We start from the raw sequence: 22667 nt of genomic DNA, 5'->3' as shown, positions 1-22667 counted from the left end.
CACTCGCCGGATCTCGACCTGCGGAACGCAGTAGGCGGTAAACCGCCAACTGCGTTCTCACGATGTCGCGGCGGCCAGCTTCCGTCCCCATTTCAAATCACTTCCACTCCACTAGTCCACTGTCACCTGATGTCTACGTTGATATCACGTTTCGTCATTTGAATGATGTCGTCGCATCGACGTATTTGATTGGTAAGCCAGCCATATCAATGTCGAAATCTGTGGGCGGAGATTAAAAACGTGGAGGCGGGCTAGTCATCAGCCGTGGGGCTCTTAGCGATTTATCGCTTAGAGCCCAGCGAGAAGGAGATCCACTCGCGTTCTTTGCGAGTTAGCTCCGACGAGCGTCATCGCGTTCCATGACTAGCCCGCCGGAACGCTTTTGATCGGAGCCCACAGATTTTCGTGCTGGAGGCATATTGGTATAGTTTGTTGAAACACTGACGCTGCCTAACATCATTCGTTACTGAACTTTTTTCTTGGAGGAAACCTATGATCCACACCCTTGGTCCTAAAACCACAGATAGTTATGATGCCGCCACGCATATTCCTGGCATTGCCCATCCAGAGATTCAACTGCACCCAAACTTTGATGAGATCATCGCCGCACTTGCCGATTATGCCGGCGATCAATTCTTGTTACCCGTTGCGTATCAAAGTGCCCGTCCAGATTTTGGTTGGCGGGAATTGTGTTATGAATATTCCAATCAACTGTCACTGCGTCAAGTCTTTCACCGCCCATTGCAGGCGATGGTCTTGATCGAAAATCCGCAATATGCAAAAGATGCCGCCATCATTCATCCGGCAACTGAGAACTTGTTGCGCCATCAATTAGGCGCAGGGGATTATCCTGTTGATTATGCTGGGAGCAAGGCGCAAGCCTATGAAGATTATCGCGAGTGTGGGTATCGTTATTGCATCACTAGCGCAAATTTGTTGCCACAGGATACGCCGATGCTCGCAAAGTTTGAACCAGACATGGTGTGGTGTTTGTACGACATTTTACCAACTGTCTAAGAATTGAATTAAAAAATAACGAAAAAACAGTTGACGAATCCTCATGAACGGTTTATATTAATCACAACACAAGGAACAAAACGTTGAAGAGGATGTGTCGATAGCGTCGCAGCCAGCGAGTCCCGTTTGGTGCAAGGGGATCTGCAAAAGCTATCAGACCGATCACCTCTGAGTTGTACTGTGATAAGTAGCGGTACTGGGTGGCCACCAATATCTGGCCGGCGTATCGCGATCGTTCTTGGCCGAATCGATCGCCGTACGTGCTAAGTGGCACTTGGTGACAAGTGCTAACTCACGGGTGGTACCGCGCAAAAGCGCCCCGTCAGACAAATGTCTGATGGGGCGCTTTTTGTCGACTGCAGCGACGCGTGACCCACCCAGTTGAATAGGTCCGTGTGTTAAAAAATAACAATTGGCACTGCCAATGGAGGCTATTAATATGAGTGAAACCACTAAACAAGAACAAACTGTTGCAAACGACTTGTACCAAGCATTGACCACCAAGAAACCTTTGACGATGGCAGATTACGATGCCAAAGTCACGGATTATGATTCTGCGTATCGCGTGCAATGGGCCTTCACCGCCTTGAAAAACAAGCCAGTCGCTGGCTACAAAGTTTCATTGACGTCAGAAGAAACGCAAAAAATGTTTGATTCTGATTCGCCATTTTACGGCGCTGAAGTTGAAGGCTCTTGGGTCAAATCTGGTGAAACCGTACCTTTTTCAGATTTGATGGATCCTTTGTTGGAAGTCGAATTGGTGTTTACGGCAAACGAAGCGTTGACCCCAGAAGATTCCGTTGAAGACTTGTTGAAGAAAACCAGCGTCTCTGGCGCCGTTGAATTACCAGATTCTCGCTTTGCTGATTGGTTCCCAGCGTTAGGCAAATACTTAGTGGTTTCAGATTCTGCAGTTGCTGGCCGCGTAGTTTATGCGCCAGCTTCCAAAGACAGCTTCACCGTTGATGATCTCGCCAATGTCCATGCGACGTTGACTAAAGATGGTGAAGAACTTGCCAACGGGGCTTCAAGTGAAGTTCTTGGCAACCCCTTGAATTCCTTGAAGTGGTTAGTGGAGAAGCTCGCTGCCCAAGGGCACGACTTCCCAGCAGGGACTAAAGTTTCCAGTGGGACATTCTTGTTGCCACCGCATGCTACCAAAGGCCATTATGAAGCTAAATTCGATAAATATTTTGGTACCGTATCATTTGATTTAAACTAAAAACCATTTTTCTTATTACAAATCATTCAATTCAGTCATGTGAAAAAAACACCGACACGTGGAAAATGTCGGTGTTTTTGTTTGGCGTTAAACGACGAACCAGAAATTTTGTTTTTCAACATGGAAACTTAATTCATAAGGGCGACTGCCGAGTTCTTCCCCATCCATTTGCCCAAATTCAAGCGATGGGGTCTCAAGTTCAATGCGTGGGGATTCAAACACATGCACGCGCTTGTATTTGGTGTGACGACCCAGCAATAACTGTAAACACAAGAATAAGAAGTACGGCGTGTTGAGGTGTTCGACCACGATCAAATCGAGCTTGCCGTCGCGAGGATCTGCCCCTGGTAAAATGCGGACGCCGCCGCCAAAGTAAGGGTGATTGGTGGTGGTGACGAGGAAGGCTTGTTGAATGTAGGTCCGCTTGCCATCGACATAAATCGCCACTGGGAAGGGCTTGCGTGAAAAGAATACACCGATCACGCCAACGATATAAGCTAAACTGCCAAGATGCATGCGGTTGAGGATGGTTTTGAAGCGACTGCGATTAGTCGCTGCCACTGCCGCGGCATCAAAGCCGACGCCAATGTTGTTGACGAAGTACCCAGATTCACCCCGGGTTCTTTCCGTGTAATGGCCAATGTCGATCACAGTGGGGTGGTCGGCAGCTAACACTTGATCTAAGGCTTTCAGTGGATCTTGTGATAACCCGACGCCGCGCGCAAAGTCGTTACCAGAGCCTGCTGGAATATAGGCCACTGGCATATCTGGATGTTCGGTTTGATGTAAACCGGTGATCGCTTGATTTAAGGTGCCATCGCCGCCGATCACCAACATCACCGCATTTTCTCGGTGGTTGAAGCCACCGATTTGTTTGGCAAGTTGAATGGTATGGCCGGAATAACGCGACACTTTGATTTCATAGTCGATATGCTGCGAATCTAAGCGCGCTTGGATCTTTTTAAAGGTGTCCACAGCAGTGCCTGCGCCTGCTGCTGGATTGAAAATGATGTAGTAGAACCCCGCTGCCATAGAATACTCCTCTTTTTCGACGAAAATACTCTATTAATTATACAGAGGCGAATTGACAAAAACAATCACGTTGAGAAAAGTAAGTGCTTAATTTCTGGATGCTGGCAAATTTAAAGTGTCACCAGTGAGTTTGGCGAGCTTTTCAACCTGCGCGATACCTGTTTTCAAACCAGAATTTTGATCGGTTAAAATCGCGATCGTCGCTGAATCGTCACCAGAACCGATTTCCCCGATCGAATTAACGATCCAAGTGTTGTTGTGACCATTCAACCGCCAACCGTTTTTCAATGCGAAATCGCGACTGCCGGCACTGATGCCCCAGTTTTGATCAGCGGCGACATGTTGCATCAGATCTTTGATATAAGCTTTTGATTTCGCCGTGAGGTAAGTGCCATCACCAAAAATTTCATTTAATAAGATTAACTGATCACTAGCTGTAGTGGTGGTGCTGACCCAGCCTGAGGCATAAGCGCGGGATTGCGTCATTTTCAAGCTGCTGAATAAACTGGTCAACCCTTGGCCTTGGCCGATGGCGTGATATAACGTGTTGGCATCAGCGTTGTTGGAATGTTTGATCGCACCAGTTGCCGCAGCGCGTTCAGTTTCAGTTAATGTGGTGTGATGTTGGGCATGTTGATGCAGCAATTGCGCGAGCATTGCGACTTTGACGATGCTGGCAGTGGTGTGGGCAGAGGCTTTGTGATTGTTCATCGCCAAGGTGAAATGATATTGCTTGGACGTTACCGCAATGCTGACCGGTAGGTTTGGCGTTTTGGCCAATTGTTTGGTCCATTGTTGTTTAAGGGTGGCTTTGACTTGCGCGGCAGTGGGTTTGGCTTTGGTATCAGATTGAGTGAGTTGAGGGGCAGGCGTAAGGGTCGTTGCGATCAAGTTGGCGCGCCATTTAAATAAACCTGCTAATAAAAGCACTGTAATCAGCCATAACGCGCGTTTGACATTTGGTTTTAATCGCCGTGGTTTTGTTGACATTAGTAATCCCCCCAATAAGGGGATTATCTCATATTTTGTAATCGCTTACTATTGAAATGCTTAGGAAATTGCAATAAAAAACCGATCTGCGACAAAGCAGGTCGGTTCAAGTTTTACAGTAAGATCAACATCGGTAAGATCACTGGATGGCGTTCGGTTTTATCGAACAAGAAGCTTTGCAGATTTGAAGTGATCGCATCTTTCAGCATGCCTTCAGTGACTTTTTCGTTGCTCTTAAAGGTATTTTTGATGGTGCGGTAAACGCGGCGTTGGGCTTGGTTGATCAATTCACCAGATTCACGCATGTAGATGAACCCGCGAGATAAGAGATCAGGTCCAGCTAATACCGCTTGTTTTTGCATGTTGATAGTCGCCACCACGACAACCAAGCCTTCTTCAGAAAGCGTGCGACGATCGCGGATCACGGCATTGCCGATATCACCGATCCCATTGCCGTCAATGTACACATCAGCAGCAGGGAAGTGACCAGCGCGGCGAGCGGAATCAGCAGTCAACGCTAACACGTCACCATTTTCCATAATGAAGCAGTTTTCTTCTGGAATGTGGGTTTCTTGCGCTAACTCAGTGTGGATCTTGAGCATCCGGTATTCACCGTGGATCGGCATGAAGTATTTCGGCTTCATCAACCGCAACATCAACTTTTGTTCTTCTTGGCCACCGTGACCAGAAGTGTGGACGTTGTTGACTTTACCATGAATGACTTCAGCGCCAGCTTCTTCCAATTCGTTGATCACGTGGTTGACACTAGTGGTGTTACCTGGGATCGGGTTGGAGGAGAAGATCACGGTGTCGCCAGGTTGAATCGAGATCTGGCGGTGGGTACCGTTGGCGATACGCGATAAAGCGGCCATTGGTTCACCTTGAGAACCGGTACATAAAATCATGACTTCGTTGGCAGGCAACTTGTTTAATTCATGGGCGTCGATCAACACGTCATCAGGAATATCCAAGTAGCCAAGCTCGCGGCCGTTGATCATGGCAGTTTCCATTGAACGCCCGAAAACAGCGATTTTACGGCCATGCGCCATCGCCGCTTCAGCAGCTTGCGCGATCCGTGAAATGTTGGACGCAAAGGTGGCAAAAATGATCCGCCCGTCGATCCCATCAAAAATGTGGCGGATCGAGTGGCCGACGAAGCGTTCAGACTTGGTGAAGTTAGGAATTTCAGCGTTGGTGGAATCACTCATCAACAGCAAAACGCCTTCTTCGCCTAAACGGGCCATTTTTTGCAAGTTCGGTGCCGGTTGGTCGCCAACTGGAGTCAAGTCAAACTTGTAATCCCCAGTTTCAACGATCACACCACTTGGCGTGTGGACCGCAACCCCTAATGTATCAGGAATACTGTGGGTGGTGCGGAAGAAGTCAACGGTGATCGGCCCAAACTTCAAGACGGAATCTTCTTTGAGTTCCGTCATTTTGGTTGAGCGGACCAAGCCATGTTCTTCAAGCTTGCCGCGGATCAATGCCGCAGCCAACGGTGGGGCGAAGACTGGGACATTCGGCACTTGTTTTAAGAAGTAAGGAATGCCGCCGATATGGTCTTCATGCCCGTGGGTGATCACCAAGGCTTTGATCTTGTCTTGGTTTTGCACCAAATAGGAATAATCGGAAATCACATAGTCGATACCTAACAGATCATCTTCTGGGAACTTGATCCCAGCGTCAATGACGATGATCTGGTTTTGGTATTGGACCCCATACATATTTTTCCCGATTTCGCCTAAACCGCCGATGGCAAATACGGCAGTTTCGTTGTTCTTAATGTTGAGTTTCATTCAATTAGAACTCCGTCAACTTGAAGTCAGGTTCTTTTTGTTCGAATTCCAAGAATTTGCCTGACAATTCTTGCACGTATTCGATGTTGTATGGGGTGTTTTCTTCCACCAAGCTACGTGCCGCCACAGCGGAGTCGGCGTTGATATAAAGGGTTTGAGTGGTTTCGCGGCGAGGGTTGACCACCTTGTCTTTTTGGTACAATACTTTGTAGATCATAAATAAGCTCCTTTCGAATACGCAAAAAATCGCCCCAGTTGCTGGGGTAAAATTTCACATTGACCGATCATTTGTTGAAAGTTCAACAGTTACTCTATATCTTAGCATAAACAAGACGTGTGCGCCACGGGGCCAACGTGTTACATTATAGATAGTAGAAAAACGTTTTTGAAGGAGGATGCTTATGGCAATCTGGATAATTGGGATCTTGCTGGTGATCGTCATCGCAATTGCTGTGATCCGTTGGCGTGTCGCCCGCCGTAAACGCGCAATGAAAGTGTTAATGCGCCACAACCAAAAAGCTTGTGATGAAGCAGTGACTCAAGCCTTAACGCAACTAGGCGTCTCATCAAAACATGACGTGTCCTCACAACCAGTCGCTGATGTGTGGGGGCATGGGATCATGGCCTTTGAATATCAAATGCCAAAAGTCACGCCGCCGATTGCCTTAGATCGCTTCGAACAAGCTTTACACGCTCAAACTTCAGCAAATAATGAAAATAGCACCAAGCTTTCACCAAGCTTGGTGGTGACCGATTGGTGGACCCGCGATGAACAGGTGCATTTTGACGTGGCTTATGTCTCAAATGCTGCCACTCGTGAATATGTCCAAGACGTCCGCCGCGTTTAAACGTCTTACCTCCGGCACGAAAAGCTGTGGGCTACGACGATTTGGCGCCACTGCGGTGAATTTGACAAGTTGCCGGTGCGGCCGATTCCAGAAATCGGCAAAGTGCGCCGATGTTCTTACATCTAAATATTGAACCAAAGAAGAACGTTTTGGTTCAATATTTGCCGGTGAAATCTGCGCATGCTGCCAAAGACCGGCATCATTCTTGATTTCACTGCCACAGGCAATTGTCCAATTCACCTTCGTTTTGCCAAATCATCTCCGCCCACAGCTTTTCTTCGTTGATGTTGCTAGCTTACAAATCAAAAACGTTGATGTGATGACATCATTCGCAAGCCTAAGCATGATATCAACATAAGCAGAATTTGATTCGTAGTCACCAAGTGATAGTGCCTGGATAGTGGAAGAGATTTGAAATGGGGACGGAAGTTGGCCGCCGCTACATAGTGAGATTTCCGTTAGCGACTTGTCGCTTACGGAAAGCCGCAGGGAAAGATCCGGCTGGTGGTGAGCGAAGCGAGACATCCAGGCTAGCTTTCCCGAGGACCCTCACTATGTAGCGGCGAGCCAGCTGGAGGCCCCATTTCAAATCACTGTCGCCTGATGGCGGGCATCAAAAGCAAAAAATCAGGTTGAGACAATGACGTCTCAACCTGATTTTTTTGTTTTAGTCGATCAAGACTGCGTTGCCTTTAATATGGAAAGGTTCTTCCTTATTGATATGGTCGTAGTACAAGATCCCATTTAAATGATCGATTTCATGCTGGCAAACGATCGCAGGGTAGTTCTTTAAGCGGATCTTTTTGGTTTCGCCATCCATGTTTTGGTAGCGAATGGTGATGCGGTCGTGACGGACGACATAGCCTGGAATGTCTTTGTCGACAGACAAGCAGCCTTCGCCTTCAGACAAAGCCGCAGGTTGCACCGAGTGGCTGATGATCACAGGGTTGATCAAGACTTCTTTAAACAAGATCTCATCATCTGCACCTGGGACAAGGACGGCGGCCATCATTTCACCGACGCCAACTTGAGGGGCTGCTAAGCCGACACCTGGGCGCAACTTGTATTTGGCATTTTGTTCTTCATCTTGGCTGATGACCAAGTATTCCATCATGTCATGGGCCAACTTTTGATCGGCTTCGGACAATGGAAATTCAACTTTGGCGGCATGTTCGCGCAAGACTTTTGCGCCGTCGCGGGTGATATCTTTCATTAAATACACGGCTGTTTCCTCCATTGATAACTTACTTTCTACTCTACCACAAGCTGTGGACTGAAAAAAGCGTCACGCAAGGTCGAACGCAAGAAAAGCACTGCGATAATTTTTGCCGCAAAACGCAATGGCGCCGCAATTCATTCGCATCGACCTGGGCGTGAAAAAACATTTAACGTCGCCGAAGGTAAAAACTTGACACACCCGGCTTGACTCGTTACAATATAGAAGCAAATCAAATACGGTGCTTTCCGTTAGGCGAGGCTCCTATACGAACAATGCTGCTGCTCAGAAACATCCAGAGATGCCAATGAGTCAACCACGCTTACCGATAAGGTTTGTGTTAACGTAGCTGAAGAATTCTTCTAGGCGTATAGTGCTAAAACTTCACGATTGGGATGCAATAATTGCGTGCGCTCAATCGGCGGGCGCTTTTTATATTGTGGGGGTGCACACCCGCAATCAAAATGAGATCCCGGCGGACGGTGAATGAAAGGTGGTGAGCATATGTTACAAACAGCAGTTGATGGTGGTAGTCCCGATAATGCAGATCCCGGAAGATTTGTGACTGTGCCACCACTTCATTTAATGAAATAATCGGCGCATCTCAAACCTCCGGACACGAGGTGAAAACGATGCTGAAGATGCAACAATACGGCGGGTTGTCCCGCGTAGAAGTGCGCAAAGCAAAAATGTCTTTGCGCCAAGCACCACAAGCCAAGTTCTCTTTGGCTTGGACGCCAGTATTGGCGTTAACTGTCGGCTTAAGCGTCGTGGCTGCATTATTGGGTCACGACGTCATGGCGATGAGCTTACTGATCGTGATGGCTGGCTTGGCAGTGATTGCCAACCTGAGCTTACGTCATTTCTTTAATCAATTTGCGTCAAACGATGATAAAGTTTTAGTGGTTCGTGATGGTCTTGCACGGCTGGAACCAGTTGCGGCATTAGTGCCAGGCGACCAATTGATCGGTCAAGCAGGCATGGTGTTGCCAGTGGATGTGTGGACTGATCAAGCGGTAGACATGCCGAAGCTACTTAAAGGCTTGTTGAACTTAGTCGGCGTGACGCCTGACGCAGACCTTGCAATCGCAGGCAGTGCGTTGACGACTGATCAAACTGTGACGGTTGCCGCAGTGGGCGCCTCACGGTTTTGCTTAGATACCTTGCTGCCTGCTTTAATGAGCCGGCCAACCATTGCAGTGATCGCAGGGTTGCAAGTAGGGTTGCGGGTACTGTTTGCGCCAATTGCTTTTGTGGTTGCCCATATCGCAAGCCACCGCACACCGGTAGATCCACAAACCCAAAACGACAACGATTTTGATTCAGACACCTTGGTTGGCCATGTTCGGCATGCAGCGACCTTATCTGCATTCCAATACAACCAAGACCCAGTCTCGTGGACGTCTAGATGATTTTGTCAGTTGACCTCATTCCTGATTTACCGGGTATGAGGTTTTTTATTTTCGTCGACAAAATGACTGCACATTGTAACGGTGGTGTCTTTTTAATCTGATTAAGAATTTGCTAAAATCTAGATAATAAGCTTGGGAGGCTGATCATGCGAAAAGTCGTGATTTGTGGGCAAAGTCGGTTAACGACTGCCGTCATCAAAACCTTAATTGAAAGTTCACTACCATTAGAACTCAGTATTTTATCACCGGATGTGCCATCCATCGACAGCTTAGCGTTGTTGAGTGAAATGGGCCACAATCCGATCGTGAAACTTACGGCAAAAGGGTGGGCCAGTGTCGATGCCTTGGTGGTCACAGATTTTGGTGAAGCCACTGGTTCAGACTTTCAACAAACGATGTTGGATCAACTGCGCAAGGTGATGAGCACGGCAATGGCCGCTGGCTTTCAAGGAAAAGTCTTGATCGCCGCTCATGAAGATGCAGTGTTGACTTATTTTGCCCAACGCTTTTCCGGATTAGCCAAAGAAACAGTGATCGGACTCGGGACTTTTGGGATGAGCGCGTGCTTTGAACGCCTTGCGTCTGCTGCATTGCATGTGCCGCGACGACAAATGACGGCATATGCAGTCGGCACTGCGAGTCAACCGGTGTTATTATGGAGTCGAGCCTATGTGGCGGCGACACCGTTGCTGGCGTTATTGCCACCTGTTGATGGTATGGCCAACCCCTTGTTAACGCAAGTCGCAGATGCTGTCAGTCAATATGCGCAAGGTGAAGCAGCGATTTTTTGGCCGGCATTAGTGCAACGCGTGCTTGCCGGATTCTTCGGCCAGCCGCTACTGGCACCGTTAACGGTGATCGATGAAGCGGCGGCTTGGTCGATCCCAGTGTTAATTAATGAACAAGGCGCTCAAGTCTTAGCCACAATGACTGCAGCTGATGCTGAAATGGCGGCGTTAGAAACCGTGAAAACTACCCAAGCTGCTCAAGTGGCAGCGATTCAAGGAGAATAACCCATGAAACCTAACTACCAATACCCATTGGACATGGATTGGTCCACTGATGACATGATCAAAGTCACCACCTTTTATCAATTAGTGGAAGATGCCTATGAACATGGCGTTGATCGCGACAATTTGTTAGCAGCTTATCGCGGTTTTAAGTCAGTGGTGCCAGACAAAGCCACAGAAAAACAACTCGGTCGCGACTTTGAAGAAGTCAGCGGCTATTCGTTATATACCGTTGTGAAAATGGCCCGCTCCGGCGTCCAACAAAAAGTACGGGTCCACTTATCATGACAATTGACTTAAAACAACTCGACTTAAATGTCAGACAGTGGCTTGCGGCGAGTCGCCAACAAATTTTGTTGGCGATGCAATCACCATTAACGGTGAACACCAAATCATCGCGCAAGGACTTGGTGACCAACGTTGATAAAATGAATCAACAATTTCTGGTGACTCAGATCTTAGCCGCCTATCCTGAAGCCCATATCGAAGGCGAAGAAGGGCATCATGAAAAAATTGATCGCCTCAAAGGCTTGGTGTTTATCATCGATCCTATCGATGGGACGATGAACTTCGTCAAACAAAAAGCCAACTTTGCGGTGATGATCGGCGTTTACCTCGACGGCGCACCATTATATGGGGCGATTTTAGATGTGTGGCGCGATGAATTGATCACCGGTGGGCCAGATGTACCATTGATGAAGAATGATCAATTATTGCCACATCCAGAAGATATGCCATTGTCTGAAGGGTTGCTCGGCGTCAACGGCCCAATGTTGATCAACAATCGCTTACATGTGGCAGACATTGCCTTAGCCTCGTCAGGCCCGCGGTTATTAGGCAGTGCTGGGATCGAATTTAAGTCCGTATCGCTAGGGCAACAAGTCGGTTATATTTCCTATTTACAACCTTGGGATGTGGCTGCTGGCATGGCGATCGGGGCGGCGTTTGGCCTTAAAGTAACCCGGCCAAACGGCGATGCACTGGCATTATTAGAACCTGGCGTCGTCGTTGCGGCAATGCCTAAAGCCCATGCGCAAATCATGGCAATGATGAACGCGTAGATTTATTTTCTGAAAATTATGACACGCGTGGTGCTTTTGTGCTATAATTTCAAATCGGATACTGTGTCGATGTCGGCACGTTTTTTTATGATTAAATAGTTGCACCACCTCGAAAGGAAGTAGAACACTTGAAGACTCGCGACGATATTCGGAACATTGCGATTATTGCCCACGTCGACCACGGTAAGACCACCTTGGTCAACGAAATGCTGAAGCAATCAGATACCTTGGACGAACACATTGACCTTCAAGACCGCGCTATGGATACTAACGCGATCGAAAAGGAACGTGGGATCACTATCTTGTCCAAAAACACAGCCGTTAAATATGGGGATACCACCATCAACATCGTGGATACCCCAGGACACGCGGACTTCGGTGGCGAAGTTGAACGGATCATGAAAATGGTCGACGGCGTGTTGTTGGTTGTGGATGCCTTTGAAGGCACGATGCCACAAACTCGCTTTGTTTTGAAAAAAGCTTTGGAACAACACTTGACGCCAATTGTTGTCATCAACAAAATCGACCGTCCAGGCGCTCGTCCTGCAGAAGTTGTTGACGAAGTCCTTGAATTGTTCATCGACCTCGGTGCCGACGAAGATCAATTGGAATTCCCAATTGTCTACGCTTCTGCCATCAACGGGACTAGCTCTTATTCTGACGATCCTGCTGATCAAGAACACACAATGGTGCCATTGTTTGATACCATTGTGAAGACGATCCCAGCACCAGTTGACAACTCTGACGAACCATTACAATTCCAAGTTTCCATGCTTGACTATAATGATTATGTTGGTCGTATCGGGATCGGCCGTGTCTTCCGTGGCACGATCTCTGTTGGCGACAATGTTTCCGTGTTGAAGCTTGACGGTTCTTCCAAGAACTTCCGGGTCACTAAGATCTTTGGTTTCTTCGGGTTGAAGCGGGTCGAAGTCCAAACTGCTAAAGCAGGGGACTTGATTGCCGTTTCTGGTATGGATGACATTTATGTCGGCGAAACGGTTGCTGACGCAGCGCATCCAGAAGCCTTACCGATTTTGCGGATCGATCCACCTACCTTGCAAATGATGTTCATGCAAAACGATTCTCCTTTTGCTGGGCGTGAAGGTGACAAGGTCACTGCTCGTAAGCTTGAAGACTACCTTAAAGGCAAGCTTCAAACTGACGTGTCCTTACGTGTTGACGACACTGACCAAGCTGGTGCTTGGATGGTTTCTGGCCGTGGGGAATTACACCTTGGCATTTTAGTTGAAGAAATGCGTCGTGCCGGATTTGAATTACAACTGGGTCGCCCAGAAGTTATCTATCGCGAAATCGATGGCAAGCTTTGCGAACCATTTGAAGAAGTTCAAATCGATACCCCAGAACAATACACTGGGTCCATTATCGATGCTATGGCGCAACGTAAAGGTGAAATGAAGAACATGGAAAACGAAGGTAACGGTCAAACCCGCCTGACTTTCCTTGCCCCTTCTCGTGGTTTGATCGGCTACTCCACTGAATTCTTATCTTCTACTGGTGGTTACGGGATCATGAACCACACCTTTGAAAAGTACTTGCCAGTGGTTCGCAACTGGGAACCTGGTCGTAACACCGGTGCGTTAGTTTCCATCAACGCCGGTCAAGCAACCACTTACTCGTTGCAATCCATCGAAGATCGTGGCCAATTGTTCATCGATGCCGGCACTGAAGTTTACGAAGGCATGATCGTCGGCGCTAACTCCCGTGAAATGGATATCGCTGTTAACGCCACTAAGGGTAAGAACTTGACCAACACCCGTGCGTCTGGTAAAGACCACGCCGCTGCGATCAAGACCCCTAAGAAGCTTTCGCTTGAAGAATCGATCGAATTCTTGAACGAAGACGAACTTTGCGAAGTAACGCCTGAATCTGTGCGTTTACGCAAGAAGATCTTGAACACCGGCGAACGTCAAAAAGCCGACAAGAAAAAGAAGAAAGCAACCAACTAATTGATTGCCTTCTATTGAAAAAGCTCATCGCAGATCATCTGCGGTGAGCTTTTTTGTGATTACGGATTACTCAAATCGAGGTGACGCAGACGAATACTGAGAAAGCTAAAGCCAACGACGACCAGACCTGCCATTGCAAACACAAACGGTTGCCACCAGAATGCTGATATCGCCGTGACGCTGAACACTAACGTATATAACCCGACCCCTAAAGGCATCGCCGCCATCACCATCGTGGAAATCAAGTTGAAGACGCGGCCTTGTAAATCTTGCGGAACTGTCGTTTGGACCCAGACGCTGAACGGAATATTCAACCAGTTTTGATTCCAGCCTAGCAATGCCTGGGTGATGACTAATATGATCGTTGCCACAGTGGTGTGGGCATGGAGCACGCCGACTAATCCTAACCCTGCTAACCAGCCACCAAACATCATACTAAATCGCCAAGCGACTTGAAGCGGATGCGTCAGTGGTGGCCGCCGCGATAATTGTAAACTTGCTAGTAGCGTCCCGATCCCAAAAGCGGTGTCGCCTAAGGCATAACGCCAAGCCGGCCAGTGCATCGTTTTCAGTAACATCACTGGCAATCCCACTGCATCGATCGTCCCCAGCAAATTTAAACCGACGGCAATCGTGATAAACGCAAATAAGGCTTTTTGATGGCTCAAGTAGGTGAAGCCACTTTTGAATTGTTGCCAATGCGGTTGTGATTCGCTGGACAATGTTTGATTTTGGGCAAAATGAAAGTTTAATCCCCAAGTTGCGATCAAGGCGATCGCTTCACAAATGACTTCTGCAATGATCAGCCAGACAAATGGCAACATCGCATAAAGTGCTGCCCCAAGCATTGACGCAAAGATCCCAGATAAGCTTTGGCCGACTTGTTGGTAGCCAGTCAACGCTTGAAGTTGCTCGGCTTCAACTAAATTAATTTTTGATGCTTGTTGTGCGGTACTGGTGAATTGATCACTGGCGCGCAACGCGATCAGTAGCATGATACTCAACGCGAACAAATGAGTAGTTTGCGTAAAGGTCAATGCAAAGCCGATCAACGCGATAATACTCGCGAGTTGACTCCATAAAATTACCGCTTTTTTCGAGTGGCGATCGACAAAAGGACCTACCACTGGCATCAAGGCTAAGCCGACGAGAGGTTGGATCACGACTGATAAGGCAAAACTGATATTTGATCCGGTTTTTGCGAGTAGGTATAAACTCAAGCCAAAGCCAAATACTGCACTGCCTAACGTTGAAGCGGTGGCGGCAAGACTTGCGAGCCATAGTTGTTGATGAGATTTTGACATAGGGATTCCTCCTGTTGCAATGTCCCTACAATAGCGGGAAAATAGCGTTGATCAGGGAAAATTATCCAATAGGAGAAAAGATATGCAAAAACTCGGCCCAGTGTTTCGACAGTTGCGATTAGCGCGGCATTTGACGTTGCAACAGGTTGCTGATGATCAATGTTCACTTGCATTTATTAGTAAATTTGAACGTGATGAGCGCGCCATCGGCTTTGCGCGGTTGTGGCATTTGCTTGATCGCATCAATGTCACGCCGGAAGAATTCTTTCAAGCGCTGATCCCACGCACAGCGCTTGCCTGGCAACAAGCCCCAGACATCGCGCCACTTGCAAGTTTGACCACGCCATACGGCCCATTCACTTTAGAACTGGTTGAAACGATCGCCCATAACACCAGTGCGTCGCGTTCGGTGACTCAAGCGCAACTGCTGGCGATGAAACAACTCGGTGCAGGGATCCTAACCGCTGACGGTGGCACTGCGCGTTGGCAACAGTTTTTACAATTGGCTCGAGACATCGGCGTAGTGATCGTCAAATCCAATCAAAAAGCTGACCCGTTGCTTGATGATCAATTATTTGATCAACTTGCGCAAATGAGTCAGCCTGTAGTCGCCTATTTGTTTACCTTAGATGCCTGGGGGATCTTTGAATTTACCTTGTTGCGGTTGTTTGCCACCGCGATCCCACCAGAAACTTTGCATCGCTTGATCAAACTTGCGGTCACGCGTAGTCAGGCGGTGCGTCAATTACCTCAAGGCCAAGCGTTGGTGATGGTGGTATTACAAGGCGCAGTGTCGAAGTTCATCAACAACAAGCAATATGGCTGGGCTGAAGAAGTGTTGGCAGCGCGCACGACGTTGACCCCTGAAGATGGCGTCCGCTGGGCGTTAGAAACCCGTTTTTTAACTGGGTGGTTGCACTTAGCACAAGGGGATGCGACTGGCGATTCGATGTGTCAAACAGTGGTATCGATGCTTGAAACTTTAGGGTTGCATCAGTGGTCAAAGCTGTGGCAACGGCGGTTAGAGATGATCCATCATGCCGTTGCTGAGCCTGATTATTGGGCGATTTATATCTAAAAAGCCTTGACGCAGAGGGACTGACGTCAAGGCTTTTTTTAACATTAGTCGACGAATTCAAGGGCTTGTTTCAAGTCGTCGAGAATATCGTCACTGTTTTCGATCCCAATGGAAACTCGGATCAAATCAGGGGTGATGCCAGCTTCTTTGAGTTGTTCATCGCTGAGTTGCGCATGTGTGGTGGAAGCTGGGTGAATGATCAACGACTTGGCGTCACCAACGTTAGCTAACAAGCTGAACAATTCCAAATGGTTGATCAAGGAGATGGCACCTTCACGGCCGGCTTTTAACCCGAAGGTGAAAATGGAGCCAGTGCCTTTAGGGAAGTACTTCTTGGCAAGATCCGCATACTTGGAGCCCTTAGCTTCTGGGTAGGAAACCCAAGCGACTTTTGGGTTATCCTCTAAGAACTTCACGACTTTGCGGGCGTTTTCCACATGGCGTTCAACCCGCAAGCTCAAGGTTTCAAAGCCTTGCAGTAAGTACCATGCCGATTGTGGTGCAAGGGTGGCACCAGTGTCACGGAGATGTTCAGCGCGGATCTTAGTGGTGAACGCCGCGTCCCCAAGGTCTTTCCAAACGATCCCATTATAAGAGGCAACTGGGGTAGTGAAGCCAGGGTAGCGACCAGAAGCTTCATAATCGAATTTGCCGTTTTCGATTACCAACCCACCAAGTGTTGCGCCATGGCCGCCGATGAATTTCGTAGCAGAGTGAACAATGACATCAACGCCATAATCAAATGGGCGGATCAAGTAAGGGGTCGCAAAAGTGGAATCAACGATCACGATGATGCCATGCTTATGAGCGAGGGCAGTGACTTTTTCAAAATCGACAATGTTGATCGCAGGGTTACCTAACGATTCAAAGAAAATCACTTTGGTGTTATCTTGAATCGCATCTTCAAAGTTTTGGGGATCGTCTGGATCAACGAAGGTAGTGGAAATCCCGAGTTTCTTAAAGGTTTCAGAGAATAATTCCACGGTGCCACCATATAAAGTCGAAGCAGCAACGATATGGTCCCCAGAACCGGTGACATTTAACACTGAAGCAGTCACCGCAGCGGCACCAGAAGCTAAGGAAATTGCAGCAGTCCCACCTTCAAGGGCAGCAGCGCGTGCTTCCAAAGCGGCGTTCGTGGAGTTCGTTAAGCGACCGTAAATGTTCCCAGCGTCGCGTAAAGCGAAACGGTCAGCGGCTTGCTTGGCATCTTTAAAGACGAAACTAGCGGTTTGATAAATTGGGGTAACGCGAGCGCCTGTCGCAGGATCTGGTTGTTCTTGGCCGGCGTGAAGTTGTAAGGTTTCGAAGCGATATTGGTTTTCTGACATGTTAAGCACCTCATAAGTTTTTTGTTGTGTGAGTTGTATAGGAGTGGGGCAGCTGGCTGGCCGGCCTGATCGCGGGGATAAAAAAATCCCGGATCCAGTATTGTACTGGATCCGGGACGACATGTCGTGTTACCACCCGTTGTTTTGATCGTTATCGCTAGCGACCACTCATCAGGTACATGTGGCCACACTGCCACAGATACCTTAGCGCTTTAACGGGCGCTCCCGGACACGGCTTGCAACTTGTTCGCCGGATCACTGGCTCGAAGACCATTTTCGAACGGTTTGCGTGATCGACTTCCACCAAATGTCGACTCTCTTTGCACGCTTGACGTTTTACTTATCTCGTCATTGCCATTTGTTGAGACTAACTTTAATCGCTCCCTCACCAAAAAGCAACCCCTTTTTAAAATATTTTTTGAAAAAGTCTGTTTCATCGGGTTTTCAGCTGCTCGCGCCTGCGCTGAATCAACCATTCTCGACATTAATCGGTTTTTGAAGAAAACGGAGATGGTTTTTCAAAATAAGTTCGCGTTTAAACGGAATTATCTAATTGGTCTACCTCTTCAGTTCGGATTTAAATGTAAAAAATATCACGAACTTTCCTAAACTTGCGGAAATTTCCTGAAAACAATGGTAAAATGATGAGGATTCACAGCCGCAACTCGCGGCCCGCGATTTTTTAAGGGGATGTGATATAATTGAACCAACTTTGCCACGAAAGGGCGATTTGGTTGTGAAGAAGCTGCGTTATTTGGACTACTATATCTTAGTCCCTTACTTGATATTGATCGCGATCGGTGTGGTGATGGTGTACTCTGCCAGTGCCTATTGGATTCAAAATCAATATGGTCAAGCGGAAACCTCAGTCATGATTCGTCAGGTGGCATTTGCGATCGTCGGATTTTTCATTGCGGTGTTCTTTTATTACTTCAAATTGGATGTCTTCACGCATCCCCGGGCGCAAAAGGTCATGTGGATCGTGACCTTTGGGTTGTTGATCTACTTGACCATTTTAAGTCATTTCAGGCCCAGTGCCGCGGTCAATGGGGCCACTGCTTGGATCCAACTTGGACCGATCCACATTCAGCCCACTGAATTAGCGAAAATGACGGTGATTTTGTATTTGGCGCACATGTTTTCCAGTCGTCAACAAACGTTATTTGAACCAGATTTTTCGTTCAAGAAGTTTGGCCAACCGTTAGTGATGGTGGGGCTATGTATCTTGCTGGTATTTTTCCAACCTGATACTGGTGGTGCAGCGATCATCATCGGCATTACCGTCGTGATGTTAGCAGCCAGCGGCATTAAGGTGATCTACGGCGTGTCATGGGCTGGCTTGTTAGCCGTTTTGCTTGGTGCAGGCTATTGGGTCTTGAGCAATGTCTCATTTCCTAAATCTTGGCAACAATCTTATCAAGTGCGGCGATTACTCGCTGCCGTGCATCCTTTTGCGATGCGGAAACTTGAAGGCAACCAAGTGGTCAATTCGCTGGTTGCAATCGCCCATGGCGGCTTCTTCGGCGTCGGGCTTGGCAACTCCAGTCAAAAACTCGGTTATTTACCAGAACCTTATACCGACTTCATTTTAGCGGTGATCGCCGAAGAACTCGGAATGATCGGCGCCATGGTGGTCGTCGGTTTGATTTTCTTTTTGATCTTACGATTTTATTTACTTGGCGTTCGGGCCAAACATACGTATCAAGCATTGATCGCCTATGGTATTGCGACGATGATGTTGATCCAAACGGTGTTCAACGTCGGTGCCGTGTTAGGATTGATCCCAGTGACTGGGGTCACTTTACCGTTTATCAGCTATGGTGGTTCGAGTATGTTGGTATTGAGTGCCGCCATTGGGATCATGTTAAATATTAGTGCGCAACAACAGCGCGCAAAAGCGAAGAAAGAGGCGTAAGCATGCATAAAGTGTTAGTCGCAAACCGCGGGGAAATTGCCATTCGAATTTTCCGTGCGGCTGAAGAACTCGGTTTAAAAACCGTCGGCATCTTTGCTAAAGAAGATGAATTAGCCATCCACCGATTCAAAGCCCAAGAAGCCTATCAAGTTGGGGCCGGCTTGGCGCCGATCGCCGCTTATTTGGATATGGATGACATTATTCGCATCGCCAAATTATCAGGGGCAGATGCGATCCATCCAGGCTACGGCTTATTATCTGAAAATGCTGAATTTGCTCGTAAAGTCCGTGCTGCTGGGTTGACGTTTGTCGGTCCGCGTTCAGAACTGTTGGATATTTTTGGGGATAAAGTCGCTGCCAAAGAAGCTGCTCATAAAGCAGGCTTGACCACGATTCCAGGCACCCCGGAACCGACTCGCGACTTCAACGAGATCCTTGAATTCACCCAAAAACATGGCTTCCCAGTGATGCTTAAAGCCGCCAGTGGTGGCGGTGGTAAAGGCATGCGGATCGTGCATTCTGAAGCAGAACTCCGCGAAGTTTACCAAAATGCCGTCAATGAAGCCAAAGCCAGCTTTGGCGATGATCGCATGTATGTGGAAAAATACATTAAATCCGCTAAACACATCGAAGTGCAAGTGTTAGGGGACCAACATGGACATTTGATCCATTTATTTGAACGTGACTGCTCGGTGCAACGTCGCAATCAAAAAGTCATTGAAATTGCGCCTGCCATTGGTTTGCCGATCGCATTGCGTCAACAGATCTGTGATGCTGCGGTGAAGTTGATGAGTTCCTTGAACTACGAAAATGCCGGTACGGTTGAATTCTTAGTGGAAGGTTCCAACTTCTACTTCATCGAAGTCAACCCCCGCGTTCAGGTGGAACATACGATCACCGAATTGATCACTGATGCTGATATTGTGCAATCACAATTACGTGTGGCTGATGGCGCAGATCTCTATAAAGATCTCCACTTCCCACAACAAAAAGATATCACCTTCCGTGGTGCCGCGATTCAATGCCGGATCACCACGGAAGATCCTGCCAATAACTTTATGCCAGATACTGGCACGATTTCCACTTATCGCAGTCCTGGTGGCTTAGGTGTCCGTTTGGATGTCGGCAATGCTTATGCTGGTGCCGTGGTATCGCCTTACTTTGATTCGTTGTTAGTGAAAACTTCTGTGCATTCTGCAACCTTTGGCGGTGCTGTCCGTAAAATGCAACGCGCATTGCGGGAATACCGGATCACTGGCGTTAAAACCAACTTACCATTTTTACAAAATGTGTTGGATCATCCGACTTTCCAAGCAGGTGCTGCAGAAACCACCTTTATCGACAACACCCCAGAACTGTTCAACTTACGTCCTGTGCGCTCTCGTTCTGGTGAGTTAATGGCTTATGTCGGTGAGATCACCGTTAACGGTTTTCCAGGCGTTGAACGTCATGAACAAAAATATTACCCAGATTGGCACTATCAACAACAATTTCCTAAAGGCCCACTGCATTTACCAGCAGCCACTGGTGGTTTGCCACAACTGTTGAAAGATCAAGGCCCTAAAGCCGTCACTGATTGGGTCTTAAACCACAAACAAGTGCTGTTGACGGATACCACGTTCCGCGATGCCCATCAAAGTTTATTTGCCACGCGGATGCGGACACGTGATATGTTGCGAGTCGCACCTGACATGGCGAATGGTTTGCCAAACTTGTTCTCCATGGAAATGTGGGGCGGGGCAACCTTTGACGTCGCTTATCGCTTCTTGAAAGAAGATCCATGGCAACGTTTAGCCTTGTTGCGTAAAGCCATGCCAAATACATTGCTACAAATGTTGTTCCGTGGCAGCAATGCAGTCGGTTATCAAAACTATCCTGATAACGTCATTCGTCAATTTATTCAAACGGCTGCCAAAGATGGCATCGATGTCTTCCGGATTTTTGATTCTCTGAACTGGGTCCCACAATTGACCCACTCCATTGATGCGGTTAAAGAAACAGGCAAACTGGCAGAAGCGACCCTTTGCTACACCGGTGATATTTTAGGTGACAGTCATCCGAAATATAACTTGCCATACTATGTCAACTTAGCTAAAGAATTAGTTAACGCTGGGGCTGACATTTTAGCAATCAAAGATATGGCTGGGTTATTGAAGCCAGAAGCTGGGTACGCATTAGTTTCTGCATTGAAAGATGCCGTTGATGTGCCGATTCATTTGCATACCCATGACACCACTGGTAACGGGATCGCCACTTATGTTCAAGCCGTCAATGCTGGTGTCGATATTGTTGATGTGGCGCAATCTGCCTTTTCTGGGACAACCAGTCAACCTTCGATGGAATCGTTGTACTACGCTTTGGCCAATAACCAACGGCAACCAGAAGTCGACATCGATCATGCCCAAAAGCTTGATTCTTATTTCCAAAGCATTCGGCCATACTACGCTGACTTCTCAAATGGTGTTGCTGGCCCACTGACTGATATTTACACGGTGCAAATGCCTGGTGGTCAATATTCCAACTTGCAACAACAAGCTAAATCCATGGGCTTATCAGACTTTGGTGCCGTTAAGCAAATGTATCAACAAGTTAACGACTTGTTCGGTGATATCGTCAAAGTGACCCCAAGTTCTAAAGTGGTCGGTGACATGGCGCTGTTCATGTTGCAAAATCACTTGACGCCAGCTGATGTTTTGGATCATGGTGAAACCATTGACTTCCCAGAATCCGTGGTCAGCTTCTTTAAAGGTGACCTCGGTCAACCTGCAGGCGGCTTCCCACATCCCCTTCAAGAAAAGATCCTCAAAGGTCAAAAGCCATTGACAGTGCGTCCAGGTTCATTAGCTAAGCCTGTGGACTTCGAAGCCGTTAAAGCAGATCTGATCAAAGGCGGTTTGGAAAAGCCTTCTGAAGAAGATGTCCTGTCGGCGATTTTGTATCCTGACGTCTTCAACCAATACTTGGCCGATCACACCAAGTATGGGCCAGTAACCACGTTGGATTCCCCAACTTACTTCCAAGGCATGCGTTTAGGGGAAACCATTCACGTAGCGGTACGTCCTGGGATCATGTACATCATGCGTTTAGATGCTGTGGGTGAACCTGATGCCAATGGCTTGCGGACCTTGTATTTCACCATCAACGGTCAAAAACAAGAAACACAAGTCCAAGATGCGAAGAGTCAACACTCCACGTCTGCCCATCAATTAGCAGAACCGACAAACAAGAATCAAATCGGTGCGCCAATGGGTGGTCGCATTGTCTCGATCGCCGTTGAAAGTGGTCAAACCGTGCATGAAGGTGACGACTTATTTGTCACTGAAGCCATGAAGATGGAAACCACGGTGCATGCGCCATTTACTGGTCGCATCGAACATTTATACGTCGAAGCTGGCGACTTGGTGCAAAGCCAAGAATTATTAGCGACGTTAAAGCCAGTGGCTAAAGATTAAGGTGGTGTTTGGA

The 22667-nt window shown here is 47.8% G+C and carries 18 protein-coding genes, 1 riboswitch and 1 other annotated feature; of the genes, 11 read left to right on the top strand and 7 right to left on the bottom strand.

Translation table 11 applies throughout. From position 1 onward, the window contains the following. Positions 1-492: 492 nt before the first annotated feature. Both EKM92_RS01360 and EKM92_RS01355 read left to right on the top strand, forming a co-directional pair. A complete protein-coding gene (locus tag EKM92_RS01360; RefSeq protein ID WP_125707113.1) occupies positions 493-1017 on the top strand; it encodes a hypothetical protein in 525 nt (174 codons plus the stop codon). A gap of 439 nt (positions 1018-1456) precedes the next feature. Next, positions 1457-2239 carry a 2-keto-4-pentenoate hydratase gene (locus tag EKM92_RS01355; RefSeq protein WP_125707111.1) on the top strand — a complete coding sequence of 261 codons (783 nt, stop codon included), beginning with the start codon at positions 1457-1459 and terminating at the stop codon, positions 2237-2239. An 87-nt stretch (positions 2240-2326) separates the two neighbouring features. Here the strand turns inward: EKM92_RS01355 and EKM92_RS01350 are convergent, their stop codons facing one another. From EKM92_RS01350 to EKM92_RS01335, 4 genes are all read right to left on the bottom strand, one after another. Further along, positions 2327-3271, bottom strand: a complete 945-nt coding sequence (locus EKM92_RS01350; RefSeq protein WP_125707109.1) for a diacylglycerol/lipid kinase family protein — start codon at positions 3269-3271, stop codon at positions 2327-2329. An 87-nt stretch (positions 3272-3358) separates the two neighbouring features. Then, positions 3359-4261, bottom strand: a complete 903-nt coding sequence (locus EKM92_RS01345; RefSeq protein ID WP_125707107.1) for a serine hydrolase — start codon at positions 4259-4261, stop codon at positions 3359-3361. Between the two features lie 113 nt (positions 4262-4374). Continuing rightward, positions 4375-6057 (bottom strand): ribonuclease J1, encoded by a 1683-nt coding sequence (rnjA, locus tag EKM92_RS01340; RefSeq protein ID WP_125707105.1) that lies wholly within the window; start codon positions 6055-6057, stop codon positions 4375-4377. Between the two features lie 4 nt (positions 6058-6061). Continuing rightward, on the bottom strand, positions 6062-6274 hold the full coding sequence (locus EKM92_RS01335; protein WP_125707103.1) for a DNA-directed RNA polymerase subunit epsilon: 213 nt from the start codon (positions 6272-6274) through the stop codon (positions 6062-6064). 184 nt (positions 6275-6458) lie between these two features. Between EKM92_RS01335 and EKM92_RS01330 the strand changes: the two genes are divergently transcribed. After that, entirely contained in the window at positions 6459-6905 is a 447-nt protein-coding gene (locus tag EKM92_RS01330) for a hypothetical protein (RefSeq protein ID WP_125707101.1), read from the top strand. A 667-nt stretch (positions 6906-7572) separates the two neighbouring features. Here EKM92_RS01330 and def read toward each other — a convergent pair. Beyond that, entirely contained in the window at positions 7573-8127 is a 555-nt protein-coding gene (gene def / locus EKM92_RS01325) for a peptide deformylase (protein WP_125707099.1), read from the bottom strand. A 234-nt stretch (positions 8128-8361) separates the two neighbouring features. After that, positions 8362-8523, top strand: a riboswitch (M-box (ykoK) riboswitch). Between the two features lie 230 nt (positions 8524-8753). On the opposite strand from def, the gene EKM92_RS01320 reads away from it, so the two are divergent. From EKM92_RS01320 to typA, 5 genes are all read left to right on the top strand, one after another. Beyond that, entirely contained in the window at positions 8754-9533 is a 780-nt protein-coding gene (locus EKM92_RS01320) for a hypothetical protein (RefSeq protein WP_125707097.1), read from the top strand. 146 nt (positions 9534-9679) lie between these two features. Beyond that, positions 9680-10546, top strand: coding sequence for a lactate dehydrogenase (locus tag EKM92_RS01315; RefSeq protein WP_125707095.1), 867 nt, complete (start codon positions 9680-9682; stop codon positions 10544-10546). Positions 10547-10549: 3 nt separating this feature from the next. After that, complete coding sequence (locus EKM92_RS01310) at positions 10550-10831, top strand: UPF0223 family protein (RefSeq protein WP_125707093.1); 282 nt, start codon at positions 10550-10552, stop codon at positions 10829-10831. Then, positions 10828-11604 carry an inositol monophosphatase family protein gene (locus EKM92_RS01305; protein ID WP_125707091.1) on the top strand — a complete coding sequence of 259 codons (777 nt, stop codon included), beginning with the start codon at positions 10828-10830 and terminating at the stop codon, positions 11602-11604. The genes EKM92_RS01310 and EKM92_RS01305 overlap by 4 nt, the downstream gene beginning before the upstream one ends. Positions 11605-11732: 128 nt before the next feature. Continuing rightward, positions 11733-13574, top strand: a complete 1842-nt coding sequence (typA, locus tag EKM92_RS01300) for a translational GTPase TypA (protein ID WP_125707089.1) — start codon at positions 11733-11735, stop codon at positions 13572-13574. A 59-nt stretch (positions 13575-13633) separates the two neighbouring features. Here typA and EKM92_RS01295 read toward each other — a convergent pair whose 3' ends face one another. Beyond that, on the bottom strand, positions 13634-14878 hold the full coding sequence (locus EKM92_RS01295; protein WP_125707087.1) for an MFS transporter: 1245 nt from the start codon (positions 14876-14878) through the stop codon (positions 13634-13636). 82 nt (positions 14879-14960) lie between these two features. On the opposite strand from EKM92_RS01295, the gene EKM92_RS01290 reads away from it, so the two are divergent. Then, positions 14961-15956 (top strand): helix-turn-helix domain-containing protein, encoded by a 996-nt coding sequence (locus tag EKM92_RS01290; protein ID WP_125707085.1) that lies wholly within the window; start codon positions 14961-14963, stop codon positions 15954-15956. A 44-nt stretch (positions 15957-16000) separates the two neighbouring features. Here the strand turns inward: EKM92_RS01290 and EKM92_RS01285 are convergent, their stop codons facing one another. After that, positions 16001-17287 (bottom strand): O-acetylhomoserine aminocarboxypropyltransferase/cysteine synthase family protein, encoded by a 1287-nt coding sequence (locus EKM92_RS01285; RefSeq protein ID WP_125707084.1) that lies wholly within the window; start codon positions 17285-17287, stop codon positions 16001-16003. 109 nt (positions 17288-17396) lie between these two features. Next, positions 17397-17648: a binding site (T-box leader), on the bottom strand. 375 nt (positions 17649-18023) lie between these two features. Here EKM92_RS01285 and EKM92_RS01280 point away from each other — a divergent pair. Next, positions 18024-19202, top strand: a complete 1179-nt coding sequence (locus EKM92_RS01280; protein ID WP_125707082.1) for an FtsW/RodA/SpoVE family cell cycle protein — start codon at positions 18024-18026, stop codon at positions 19200-19202. Positions 19203-19204: 2 nt separating this feature from the next. Continuing rightward, positions 19205-22654, top strand: coding sequence for a pyruvate carboxylase (locus EKM92_RS01275; RefSeq protein WP_125707080.1), 3450 nt, complete (start codon positions 19205-19207; stop codon positions 22652-22654). Positions 22655-22667 lie beyond the last annotated feature (13 nt).

The sequence above is a fragment of the Lacticaseibacillus porcinae genome (genome assembly GCF_003946305.1).
GTDB lineage: Bacteria > Bacillota > Bacilli > Lactobacillales > Lactobacillaceae > Lacticaseibacillus > Lacticaseibacillus porcinae.
This window is presented reverse-complemented; position numbering and strand designations above follow the sequence as displayed.